The organism is Sphaerisporangium sp. NPDC005288 (assembly GCF_040607475.1).
Taxonomy (GTDB): domain Bacteria; phylum Actinomycetota; class Actinomycetes; order Streptosporangiales; family Streptosporangiaceae; genus Sphaerisporangium; species Sphaerisporangium rhizosphaerae.
The window spans coordinates 118230-130176 of the sequence record NZ_JBEXGT010000006.1; the positions used below are offsets into that span (position 1 = coordinate 118230).

General features: G+C 72.7%; 9 protein-coding genes and 1 pseudogene. 6 read left to right on the plus strand and 4 right to left on the minus strand.

All coding sequences use genetic code 11. The features are described 5' to 3' along the window. Nucleotides 1-158 precede the first annotated feature (158 nt). Both ABZU32_RS08440 and ABZU32_RS08445 read left to right on the plus strand, forming a co-directional pair. Complete coding sequence (locus tag ABZU32_RS08440) at nucleotides 159-500, plus strand: helix-turn-helix domain-containing protein (RefSeq protein ID WP_354918948.1); 342 nt, start codon at nucleotides 159-161, stop codon at nucleotides 498-500. Between the two features lie 49 nt (nucleotides 501-549). Further along, on the plus strand, nucleotides 550-1491 hold the full coding sequence (locus tag ABZU32_RS08445; RefSeq protein WP_354918951.1) for an aldo/keto reductase: 942 nt from the start codon (nucleotides 550-552) through the stop codon (nucleotides 1489-1491). A gap of 85 nt (nucleotides 1492-1576) precedes the next feature. Here ABZU32_RS08445 and ABZU32_RS08450 read toward each other — a convergent pair whose 3' ends face one another. Further along, a complete protein-coding gene (locus ABZU32_RS08450) occupies nucleotides 1577-2746 on the minus strand; it encodes an MFS transporter (protein WP_354918954.1) in 1170 nt (389 codons plus the stop codon). A gap of 47 nt (nucleotides 2747-2793) precedes the next feature. Here ABZU32_RS08450 and ABZU32_RS08455 point away from each other — a divergent pair, with 47 nt between their 5' ends. Then, nucleotides 2794-4209: a PLP-dependent aminotransferase family protein gene (locus tag ABZU32_RS08455; RefSeq protein WP_354918958.1), complete on the plus strand. Its 1416-nt coding sequence runs from the start codon at nucleotides 2794-2796 to the stop codon at nucleotides 4207-4209. 465 nt (nucleotides 4210-4674) lie between these two features. Here the strand turns inward: ABZU32_RS08455 and ABZU32_RS08460 are convergent. Continuing rightward, nucleotides 4675-5850: pseudogene (locus tag ABZU32_RS08460) on the minus strand (amidohydrolase family protein); the annotation flags it as partial. A gap of 158 nt (nucleotides 5851-6008) precedes the next feature. Here ABZU32_RS08460 and ABZU32_RS08465 point away from each other — a divergent pair. Then, complete coding sequence (locus ABZU32_RS08465) at nucleotides 6009-6773, plus strand: MerR family transcriptional regulator (RefSeq protein ID WP_354918961.1); 765 nt, start codon at nucleotides 6009-6011, stop codon at nucleotides 6771-6773. 129 nt (nucleotides 6774-6902) lie between these two features. Further along, on the plus strand, nucleotides 6903-7571 hold the full coding sequence (locus ABZU32_RS08470; protein ID WP_354918963.1) for a hypothetical protein: 669 nt from the start codon (nucleotides 6903-6905) through the stop codon (nucleotides 7569-7571). A 293-nt stretch (nucleotides 7572-7864) separates the two neighbouring features. Here ABZU32_RS08470 and ABZU32_RS08475 read toward each other — a convergent pair whose 3' ends face one another. Beyond that, complete coding sequence (locus tag ABZU32_RS08475; protein ID WP_354918966.1) at nucleotides 7865-10243, minus strand: PHB depolymerase family esterase; 2379 nt, start codon at nucleotides 10241-10243, stop codon at nucleotides 7865-7867. Between the two features lie 410 nt (nucleotides 10244-10653). On the opposite strand from ABZU32_RS08475, the gene ABZU32_RS08480 reads away from it, so the two are divergent. Further along, nucleotides 10654-11139 (plus strand): GNAT family N-acetyltransferase, encoded by a 486-nt coding sequence (locus ABZU32_RS08480; protein WP_354918969.1) that lies wholly within the window; start codon nucleotides 10654-10656, stop codon nucleotides 11137-11139. A gap of 96 nt (nucleotides 11140-11235) precedes the next feature. Here the strand turns inward: ABZU32_RS08480 and ABZU32_RS08485 are convergent, their stop codons facing one another. Further along, the gene (locus tag ABZU32_RS08485) at nucleotides 11236-11898 is read right to left on the minus strand and encodes a response regulator transcription factor (protein ID WP_354918972.1); all 663 of its coding nucleotides are present in this window, start codon (nucleotides 11896-11898) and stop codon (nucleotides 11236-11238) included. Between the last annotated feature and the right edge of the window lie 49 nt (nucleotides 11899-11947).

Consider the following 11947-nt stretch of genomic DNA (forward strand, 5'->3'; position numbering starts at 1 on the left):
GACCCGGCCGTGTTGACGACGCACGATCACCGTTCAGAAAGGGTGGCGCGGAGCCCATCTCAGTACGATCGGAGGATGGGCAAGAGCAGTGATCATCCCCGCGGGGGGATGGAACTCGGATGCGATCGCCTCTCCACCACAACGGCCGGCGAGCAGGCATGAGATCCGACGTGTTCCTGGCCGACTGCCCGGCTCGTACCACCCTGAATCTGGTGGCCGATGCCTGGTCCGTCGTCGTGGTGTTCGGGCTCGGACGTGGTCCGCTGCGGTACACCGAGCTGCGCGACCGGATCGGCGGGATCAGCAACAAGATGCTGACCCAGACGCTGCGCAAGCTGGAGCGCGGCAACCTGGTGGAGCGGCGGACCCTGCCCACCGCGCCCGCGGGTGTGGAGTACCGGCTGACCGCCCTGGGGGAAAGCCTCCTTGAGCCGGTGTCGGTGCTCGCCCGCTGGGCCGAGGAACACGCCGGCGAACTCGCGGACGCCGACGGAGGCTGACCTCCGCAGGGCACCAGATGGTTCCCTGTAGACCTTTAGCGTTGCGGCCATGAAGATTGGAAGCAGCGATCTGGAGGTGTCACCGCTGTGCCTGGGCGGCAATCCCTTCGGCTGGACGGCGGACGAGCGGACCTCGTTCGCCGTGCTGGACGCCTTCGCCGGGGCGGGTGGCAACTTCGTCGACACCGCGGACATGTACGGCTTCCGCGTGCCCGGCAACAGGGGCGGTGAGTCCGAGACGATCATCGGCCGCTGGCTGAAGGCCCGCGGCAACCGGGACCAGATGGTGATCGCCACGAAGGTGGGTGCGCTCCCGGGGCTCGACGGCCTGAGGCCGGAGACGATCCGGTGCGCCGCCGATGACTCACTGCGGCGGCTCGGGCTTGATCACATCGACCTGTACTACGCGCATGTGGACGACCCCGACACCCCGCTGGCCGAGACCCTCGGGGCGTTCGACGAACTGGTCAGGTCCGGCAAGGTGCGGTACATCGCGGCGTCGAACTACACCGCGGCGCGGCTGTCGGCGGCACTGGAGACCTCGGACCGCGAAGGGCTCGCCCGGTACGTCGCCTTGCAGGCGGAATACAACCTGGTGCAGCGCGAGACCTACGAACGGGACCTCGCGCCCACCGTGACGCGGACCGGACTGGTCTGCCTGCCCTACGTCGCGCTGGCACGTGGTTTCCTCACCGGCAAGTACCGCCCCGGCGGACCCAGGGTGGACAGTCCCCGCGCCGATCAGGCCCGCGCTCACCTGGACGGCAACGGCCCGGCCGTACTGGCCGCCCTGGAAGAGGTCGCCGCGGCGCATCACACCACGATGGCCGCGGTCGCGCTGGCCTGGCTCGTCGCCCAGCCCACCGTCGCCGTTCCCCTTGCCGGAGCCCGCAACCCGGCCCAGCTCGCCGACCTGCTGCCGTACCTGACCCTGCGGCTCGCCGACGACGAGATCGCTCTGCTGGACCGGGTCAGTGCCTGGGGAGGGTGAGAACTCAAGAAGAGGCTCTCCAGACGGAGGCGCCCGTGGGCGCCCTTCACCGTCGCCTCCGTCACGCGGCATCTGAAGGCCCCGTTCATGGGCGGCGGTCGCGGTGGGCGACTTTGAGGGCGGGGAGGATCGCGGCGGCCGTGAGGGCGAAGGTCAGGGGGTAGCCGATCGAGGCGATGACCAGGCCGGCGCCGAGGGCGCCGGCGGCCATGCCGAGGTCGTAGGCGGCGTTCCAGATCGCGCTCACCGCGCTCTCGCCGCCAGACGGCACGCGGGCGTACATCAGCGTCAGCGTCGCGTTCTGCAGGGCGCCGAACCCGAGGCCGAACACCAGCGCCCCGCCGATCACCGCCGACGGTGTGCCGGTGGCGGCGATCGCGGCCATGCCGGCGGCGGACAGCACCAGCCCGGGAACCAGCAGGAACGCGGAACCGTGGCGGTCGCCGAGCCGTCCGGCGACCCAGCGGGCCAGGGTGGCGGCCGCGGGCTGGGCGAGCAACGCGCTCGCGGCGACCCAGGCCGGCTGCCCGGAGGTGGCGAGCGGCAGGAAGGTGACCAGCACCCCGACTGCCGCGGTCGACGCCGCGAAGATCGTCGCGGGCCTCGTCAGGGCCGGGTTGCGCAGACCGGCGACCACGCCGTGGTGATCACCGGCCTGCGCCGTCGCGGCGCGCCTCGGCAGAGCGGCCACCGGCAGCATGGCGAGCAGCGTGGCCACCGTCGTCATGACGAAAACAGGGGAGTAACCCCAGTGGGCCGCCATCCACACGCCGGCGGGCAGCGCGAGCATGCTGGTCGCCCCGCTGACGATCCCAACGAGCGCGAGCCCCTCACCGCGCCGGTCCGCCGGGATCAGCAGGGCGGTGACCGCCCCTCCGGCCACGGCGGCGATCGCGAAACCGGCCCCGCGCACCACGCTGACCAGGACGATCACCCAGATGCCGTCGCTCATGGTGAGGACGATGGTCGGCGCGCCGAGCAGGAACAGCCCCAGCGTCAGCGCCCACCGGTATCCGAGCCGGACGATCAGCCGGGGGGTCACCAGCTCACAGGCCACGGTGGACAGCAGCAGCGCGACCGTCGCCAGCCCGGCACTGCCGTCCGAACCGGCCTGCTTCGCGTACAGCGGCACGACCGACAGCGGGAGGTAGAAACCGATCGACGAGCCGACGATGGAGACTAAGCGCAGCACGAGCGCCCGGGACACCAGCCCGGTGCGGGCCGGCCGGGTGCGGGGGCGAAGGTCAGTGGTCATGCTGAGAACGCTATGCGGCAACTGGGCCAGTGATAAGGTCCAGTTCCATGCCCGTGGAGTGGGCCGCTTCGGGTCCTGAACTACTCGTCACGATCGACCGGCACAGCGGCGCCGGGCTCCGCTCGCAGCTCGAAGACCAGATGCGCGACGCGGTCCGCAGTGGTCGTCTGGCCGGCGGCGAGCGGCTGCCGTCCTCGCGCGAGCTCGCCCGCGCCCTGGGGCTGTCGCGCGGCCTGGTCCAGGACTGCTACGCGCAGCTGCAGGCCGAGGGCTACCTGACCAGCAGGCCCGGGTCGGCCACGCGCGTGGCGGCGGGCGCGGTCGTCCGCCCGGGAGCGCCGTCGCCGGCGAGCCGGCCGGCCCGGCCCCGTCACGCGGTCGCCGACTTCCGGCACGGCGTCCCCGACCTTCGCCTCGCGCCTCGTGAGGACTGGGCGTGGGCGGTCCGGGAGGTCTGCCGCACGGCCCCGAACTCCGCCTTCGACTACGGAGACCCGATCGGCGAGCCGCGGCTGCGCGAGGTGCTGGCCGCCTACCTGCGGCGGGTGCGGGCGGTGGCGGCGACCGCCGACCAGGTCGTCGTCTGCACCGGCATGGCCCAGGCGCTCGGGCTCGTCCTGCGCGTGCTCGCCGGCGACGGCGTGGACACGCTGGCCTTCGAGGACCCGGGGGCCGGCGTCTCGACGACCGAGCAGGCGGTCGCCGCCGGGATGGCCGCGGTGCCCGTCCCGGTCGACGCGGACGGGCTCGACGTCGCCGCGCTTGATCGCACCCCGGCCCGGGCCGTGCTGGTGACCCCGGCCCACCAGTGGCCGACCGGCGTGGTGCTCGCCGGGCACCGCCGGCAGGAGCTGATCGCGTGGGCGCGGCGCCGCGACGGCGTGATCGTCGAGGACGACTACGACGCCGAGTTCCGGTACGACCGCGATCCGGTGGGCTCGCTCCAGGGGCTCGCGCCCGACCGCGTCGTCTCGCTCGGGACGGTCAGCAAGTCACTCGCGCCCGCGCTGCGCCTCGGCTGGGTGATCGCCCCCGAACGGCTGCTCGGCGCGCTGGCGGGCGGCAAGCGCGTCGCCGACCGCGGCAGCCCGTCCCTCGACCAGCTCGCGCTGCTCACGCTCATCGAGTCGGGCCGCTACGACCGGCACCTGCGACGGGCCCGCGCCGAGTACGCCGCCCGCAGAGAGACCCTGCTGGCCACCCTCGCCGCCCACGCCCCCGCGCTGCGCGTCACCGGCCTCGCCGCCGGCTTCCATGCCGTTCTCCACCTGCCCGCAGGCGCCGACGAGGACGAGCTGGTCAGGCAGGCCGGGCGGCGCGGCGTCGGCCTCTACGGCATGGCCCGGATGCACCGCGCGGCGCCCCCGGCCGCCCCGCGCCTCGTCCTCGGCTTCGGAGACACCCCGAAACCCGCCATCGAAGCCGGCATCGCCGCCATCGCCGACCTCCTCCAGGTGGGATGAGGTGACCGGGCGGTGCTGGGACAGGTCGATGTCGGCCAGGTCGTACCACCGGCCTGAGGGGGGCTGGTCGAGCAGCGGGTCGGTCCAGCGGAGGCGGACGCGGTGCGGGCGGACCTCGACCAGCAGGGCCTCCCGCCGGCGGGTGTCGTCCATCGTCTGAACCCACCACGGCTCGGCGAGGCAGGCCAGCCCCGTCTCGTGCAGGGTCTCCAGCGCCCCATCCCGGTCGGTGACCTCTCCGAGCGGCGCGCCGAACACGGTGGTGGCCTGCCAGCCGCCCGCGGTCGGGACCAGCCGTCCCAGCACCTCGCCGTCGTCGCGGCGGACCTCCTCCGGCGCCGGGACGTCCGGCCACGTCCGACGGATCGCCTCCATGATCCGTTCGTTGGAGTCCCTGAGCCAGGCGACGCCCTCGCGTTCGACGGCGCTCCCGGCGTAGGCGCCGGGGTCGGCGGGCCGTCCCGCCACCCACACCTGACGGAGCGACCCGGTCGCGGCGAGGTCCGTCGTCGGGTCCCCGTCGACCAGGACGAGGTCCGCCCGGCGGCCCGGGAGCAGCCTGCCCCGGTCCGCGAGGCCGAAGACCTCCGCGGGGACGGAGGTGGCCGCGGCCAGCGCCTCGGCCGGACGCAGGCCCGCCCGGGCCAGATGCCGCAGTTCGCGGTGCAGGCTCGCGCCGAACACCAGCCCCGGGTTGGGGGTGTCGGTGCCGGCGAGCAGCCGCACCCCCGACTCCAGCAGGGCGACCGCGTTGTACCGCGCCGCGGCGCCGTCCGGCGGGTGCGGAGGCATCCACCGTCTCGACTGGGCCGTGAGCACCTTGCGCCACCGGGGCGTCAGGCGGGCGGCGAGCGCGGGCTCGGCCAGCAGCGGCATGACGCCGTCCGGGCCCGGGAAGCCGTCGATCACCGACAGCGTCGTGATCACGGCCACGCCGGTGCGGGCCACCTCACCGATCTCGCGGTCGGACATGCGGTCGAAGGGCACGTGCGCCAGCACGTCCACCCCGCACCGCGCGACCGTGACCGCACCCGCCGCCGTCGAGACGTGCGCCACCACCGGCAGGCCGCGTCGGTGGGCCGCGCCGACGAGCGCTTCGATGGTCGCGGGGTCCAGCGAGGGGATGTCGAGCATGGCGCCGGAGCCGTCGTCGTGGATGACCTTGAGGTGGGTGGCGCCCTCGGCCAGCCGGGCCTCGGCGAACGGCTCGGCGTCGGCCGGCCCGGTCACGTAGGGGATGGGGGCGTAGGCGAGCGTCGGGTGGCCGCCCGGTGCGGTCGCCCCGATGCCCGAGGTGCGCAGGCCCGCGCGGACCGGCCCGGCGCCCTGCTCCGAGGCCGCGACCGCCGCCAGCTCGGGGGAGATGACCTCGGGCTTGCTGAACTGGTCGATCACCGTCGTGACGCCGAAGAGGGCCGCGAGCTGGGTGCATCCGGGCAGCAGGTGAACGTGGGCGTCGATCAGCCCCGGCAGGAGCGTCCCGTCGTTCCCGGGGACCAGGGCGTCGCCGGGCCGGGCGATCGCGGCGTCGCCGACCGCGTCGACGCGCCCGTCCACGACCCGCAGATGGGTCGCCGCGATGACGTCGCCGCCGTCGAAGACGCGGACGCCGCTGATGGTGAAGGGCTGGTGCGCGCTCATGCGCCCGACGGTAGAAGTTGACGCAACGAGAAGGTCAACCCATGAACAGCGCGCCGTCCCGAACGCTCGCCGGGTCAGGCGCCGGCCATGGGCGAGGGTGGCATGAGCCCCGGTGAGCGACGGCGCCGGTATCGGGGCGGAGGGCTAACCTTCGCGGCATGGAGCACTCGATCAGCCAGGTCGCCAAGATGGCGGGCATCTCCTCCCGGGCGCTGCGCCATTACGACGAGATCGGCGTTCTGCGGCCGGCCCGCGTCTCGGCGAACGGGTACCGCTGGTACGGGCGCCCCGAGCTGCTGCGCCTGCAGCGCATCATGCTGCTGCGGGAGCTGGGAATGCCGCTGGACCTCATCGCCGCGACCCTGGACGGCGAGACCGACGAGCTGGTGGCGCTGCGCGGGCACCGCGAGCGGCTGGCGGCCGAGCGCGACCGCCTGGACCGGATCCTGGACACCGTCGACCGTACGATCGCCGGCCTTTCGGGGGAGCGGCCGATCAGCGACGAGGACTTCTTCACCGGCCTGGCCGAGGGCAGGCGCCGCCTGCGCGAGGACCTGCGGGCCCGGTACGGCGCGAAGGCCGAGGCGCAGGTCGCCGTCGCCGAGCGCTCCACGAGCGAGTGGACCAGGCGGGAGTACGAGCGCGCCGCCGACGAGGGACGACGCCTGCTGGCACGCCTGTCCGCGGCGCGCCGGCGCGGCGTGGCCCCCGACGCGCCGGAGGCACTGGACCTGGTGGCCGGGCATTACGCGGCGGTGCGCGCCCTGTGGCCGGCGGACGCCGCCGCCTACCACGCCCTGGGCGAGCTCATCCAGGACAATCCCGAACAGCGCGCCATCGTCGCGGCCGAGGACCCGGAGCTGCCGTCCTGGCTGGCGCGCGCCGTCCAGGCGTACGCCGTCCACCGGCTCGGCCACGCCTGAGGCGCCCGCCCGGTCGCGCGCTCGTCCGTGTGTGAGGACCTGCCCGGCGGCGTCGCCGTGGCGGCGCAGGAGGCGTCGCGGACGGTTGCTGTTGCGCGTGTGGCGGAGGGGCCCGACACTTGGCTACCTATGAGCGTGGAAGATCGAGTCGAGCGGGCGCGGGCGCTGTACGACAGGGCCGTCTTCGGCGGGGACGCGGATGCGCTGGTCAGCGTCGAGCGCCTGCTGGACGCGATGGAGGCCGACCTGGCGCTGGCCCGGGGGAAGGTGCTCCACGCCCGGTTCGTCGACCGGCGCGGCGAGGAGTCGCCGGACGCCGCGGCCCTGACCGGCGCCGAGGAGATGGCGCTGTTCGAGCGGGCCGTGGAGCTGTACCACGGGCTCGGGGACGTGCGGGGCGAGGCGGAGGCGCTGTTCTGGGTCGGCGCCTGCCACCAGGTCGTCTTGGACGATCTGCAGGCCGCCGTGGTCTGGTTCGAGCGGTCTCGCGCGCTCGCGGCCGAGGCCGGCGACGCGCTGACGATGTCGTACGCGCTGCGTCACCTCGGCTTCGCCGAGCACATGGCCGGTCGCCTGGAGGTGGCGCGCGAGCGGCTGGAGGAGTCCACCCGGCTGCGCAGGGAGGCGGGTTTCCTGCCCGGCGTGGCCGCCAACCTGGTCGGGCTGGCCTACGTCGCCGCCGGGCAGGAACGGGGCGACGACGCGCTCACGCTCCTCGACGAGGCCTCGGCGATCGCCGAGGCCGCCGGCGCCGAGGCCATCCTGCGGCAGATCGAGGAGGCCCGGACGCGACTGTGACCCGCCCGCCATGGTCGCGGTCGCGCCGGGAGCGACGTGAACGGCTGTGCAGAGTTGGTGGAGAGGTCGTGCCGGGTCGGTGACCGCTGTGCCGAGGCGGTGATCGTCGTGCGGGGGTCGGGAACCGCTGTGCCGAGGGGGTGATCGTCATGCTGGGTCGGGAACCGCTGTGCTGACGCGGTGGTAGTCGTGCCGGGGTCGGGAACCGCTGTGCCACCGTGGTGGAAACGGTCGTGTGGGGGAACGGCCGTCCGGCCGGCGTGGACGCCGGCCGGACTCGCCTGGTCGATGGGTCAGGGGCTGGTGCAGGTGGCGGTGGGGGTGGCCGCGGAGCCGTTGGCGGTGAAGCCGAAGGTCGTGGACCCGTTCGCCGGGATGGAGCCGTTGTAGGAGGCGTTGCGCACGGTCACGCTGGACCCGGACACGGTCTGCGTGCCGTTCCAAAGGCTGCTGATGGTCTGCCCGCCCGGCCAGGTCCACTGCACGGTCCACCCGTTGACCGCCGAGGAGCCCGCGGTGACGGTCACCGTCGACTGGAACCCGCCCGGCCAGCTGTTGACCGTGCTGATCGTCGCCGAGCACGCCCCGGTGCCCGGCGTGGGCGTCGGGGTGGGCGTGGGCGTCGGGGTGGGGGTCACCGTGGGCGTCGGGGTGGGCGTCGGGTCGGGTCCGGGGCCGCCCGCGGCGTTCAGCGCGTTGAGGACGGAGGTGTAGGCGGCCTTCTTGTTGCCGTTGCCGTCGAACAGCAGGGGGGTGTCGCCCGAGCGCCAGGAGTCGCTGTCACGCACGCCCCAGGTCGTGATGCCGGCGCAGCGGGACACCGCCAGGCAGTCGTTGACGATGGCGGCGTAGGTGGTGGCCGACGCGCCCTGGACGTCCAGCTCGGTGATCTGCACGTCCACGCCGAGGGCGGCGAAGCTGGAGATCGTGGTGCGGTAGTTGGAGTTGTAGGGACTACCGCTGTTGAAGTGCGACTGCAGCCCGACGCAGTCGATCGGCACGCCGCGGGACTTGAAGTCCTTGACCATGTTGTAGACGCCCTGGGTCTTGGCCCACGTCCAGTTGTCGATGTTGTAGTCGTTGTAGCAGAGCTTCACGTCCGGGTCGGCCGCGCGCGCGGTGCGGAAGGCGACCTCGATCCAGTCGTTGCCGGTGCGCTGCAGGTTGGAGTCCCGCCGGCCGCCGCTGCTGTCGTCGAAGGCCTCGTTGACCACGTCCCACACGTAGAGCTTGCCCTTGTAGTGGGCCATCACGCCGTTGATGTGGTTGATCATCGCCTGGCGCAGCGCGCTGCCCGAGAGCGACTGCATCCAGCCGGGCTGCTGGTTGTGCCAGGCCAAGGTGTGGCCGCGCACCCGCTTGCCGTTCTGCACCGCCCAGTTGTAGACCCGGTCGGCGTTGGTGAAGTTGAACTGCCCCTGGTTCGGTTCGGTGGCGTCGATCTTCATCTCGTTCTCGGGCGTCACCATGCTGAACTCGCGGCCGGCGATCGTGGTGTACTGCGAGTCGCCCAGCTTGCTCGCGCTGATGGCCGTGCCGAAGTACCGGCCGGTCCGGGCCGCCGCGGCGCCGAGGGTGGTGCCGGGCTCGCCCGGAGTGGGAGTCGGAGTCGGCGTGGGAGTGGGGGTCGGCGTGGGAGTCGGGGTCGGTGTCGGAGTCGGGGTGGGCGTCGGAGTGGGGGTGGGCGTCGGAGTGGGGGTGGGCGTGGGGGTGGGAGTCGGGGTCGGTGTGGGCGTGGGTGCGGCGGCGTTGAGGCCGAGGAAGTCGATGGCGTACTGCACCATGCCGCTCTGCGGCAGCGAGTGGCCGACGCCCTGGACGCTGATGCCCTCGACGGGGGCCTGCGTGAGGTTGGACCCGTAGCGGGTGCGCGTCCAGCCCGACTGCGGAGTGGTGGTGAACACCGGGGTCTGGCCGACGCCCTGGAGGTTGGTCCACTGCTTGATCTCTTCGCCGAAGTTCGGGTAGCGCAGCGTGTCGTCGGCGGTGCCGTGCCACAACTGCATGCGCGGGTAGGAGCCGCTGTAGCCGGAGTACATCGCGCGGGCCTGGTCACCCCACTGCTGGGCCGTCTTGGTGATCTGGCCGTTGGCGCACTGGCTGTTCCAGGTGGACCCGTCGGTGGTGCCGAAGCACCCGGCGGGCACGCCCATGAAGGCCGAGCCGGCGGCGAAGACGTCGGGGTACTCGGCGGCCATGACGTTGGTCATCATCGCGCCGGAGGAGAAGCCGGTGACGAAGACGCGGCCCGGGTCGACGTTGTAGCGCTGCTTGGCGTAGTCGACCATCGACATGATGCCGACGGGATCGCTGCCGCCGCCGCGCCTGAGCGCCTGCGGGGAGTAGACGTCGAAGCACTGCCCGCTGCGGGTGGCCTCGGGGAACACGATGACGTACCCGTATCGGTCGGCCGCGGTGACGTAGTCGCGGGCGTAGCCGTTGAAGACGGCCGACGCCGAGCCGGTGCAGTAGTGGATCGCGACCAGCAGCGCCGGCCGGGGTGCCACGTTGTCCGGCACGTAGATGTACATGTTCAGGTTGGTGGGATTGTTCCCGAAGCTCGTCACCCGGGTGAGCGAGGCCGCCGAGGCCGGCCTGGTGAGCACGATCGAGGTCGCCGCGATGGCGGGGACGATCGCGAGGGCCAGCAGGGCCCTGAGGAATCGTTTCACGTACTTGATCCCTTCCTAGATCAAGCCAAGGACGTGCCGGGGGTGCGCGCGGGCGCGCGAAAGCGCGGGTGAGCTGCGGTTTCACCGTCGCTCGCCCGGCTGGTACGGGATGGGGCCGAGATGTGGACTCATTGTGAGAAGACCCTTGAAACGTGTCAACAAACATCAGGAACGTTTCGCCCCGATTAACCGCTTAAGGAACACCTGTTCTGCTGAAACGGCGGTGAAAGACCCGAAAGCTTTCGGATCGCCGCTCCCGCCCTCCGTCTCGACGGTCCGCTCATCCGTCTCGGCGGTCCGCTCATCGCCGAGGCCGCCTGGTCCCCGTCCGCATGCGCCCCGGCGCAGGGCCGCCGCCGACCGGCCGGTATTTTTGCCGCGAGCGTTTCGTCCCCCAGAAAGGCGCCTCAGTGGAGATTCGCCGTGTCTCGTTCGACCACCCGGACGCGGTCAGGCTGAACAAGGAAGTACAGGCCGAGTACGGCCGCCGCTACCAGAGCGACGGCGACGCGACGCCGCTGGACCCTTCGATGTTCGAGCCCCCGAACGGCCTGTACGTCATCGCCTACGACGAGGAGGGCCTCCCCGTCGCCACCGGCGGCTGGCGCGCCCGGGACGAGGCGGACCAGGAGAACTACTCCGACGGCGACGCCGAGATCAAGCGGATGTACGTGGTGGAGGCGCTGCGCGGCAGGGGCCTGGCCCGCCGCATCCTGGCCCACCTGGAGGCCGACGCCCGCGCCGCGGGGCGCACGCGCATGGTGCTCGAGACCGGCGACGCCCAGCCCGAGGCGATCGCGCTCTACGCCTCCAGCGGTTACGAACTCTGCGTCAAGTTCGGCCACTACCGAAACAGCGAGAACAGCCGCTGCTTCGCCAAGCCTCTCACCTCCTGACGGACGGCGCGCAGGCCGGCCGGCCAGCCGTCCGGCCGTGCTCAGGCCGTGCTCAGGCCGTGCTCAGGCCGTGCTCAGGCCGTGCTCAGGCCGTGCTCAGGCCGTGCCGTCCGGGGTGACCAGGCCCGACTGGTAGGCGAAGACGACGAGCTGGGCGCGGTCGCGGGCGTGGAGCTTGACCATGGCACGGCTCACATGGGTCTTGGCGGTCAGCGGGCTGATCACCATGTGCGCGGCTATCTCGTCGTTGGTCATGCCCCGCGCGACCAGCGCCACCACCTCGCGCTCCCGGTTGGTGAGCGAGGACAGCCCGGCGGGCACCGCGCGCGGGCGGCGGGCGACGAACTCGCCGATCAGGCGGCGGGTGATGGACGGGGCGAGCAGCGCGTCCCCGCGCGCCGCGACGCGGATGCCGTGCAGCAGGTCGGCGGGGTCGGCGTCCTTGACCAGGAACCCGGTGGCCCCCGCGCGCAGCGCGTCGAACACGTACTCGTCCAGCCCGAAGTTGGTGAGGATCACCACGCGCACGCCGGGCAGCCGCTCGTCGGCCACGATGCGCCACGTCGCCTCGATGCCGTCCATCACCGGCATCTGCACGTCGATGAGCACGACGTCCGGGACCAGCTCACGGGTCAGGGCCACGCCCTGCCTGCCGTCCGGGGCCTCGCCCACCACCTCGATGTCCTTCTCGGGCGCGAGCAGCGCGCGGAAACCCGCGCGGATGAGCGCCTGGTCGTCGACGAGCAGCACACGGATCACGGGCGGTCCCGCGGAGGGAGGGGCGGCCCGGGAGGTGCCGCGCGGGAAC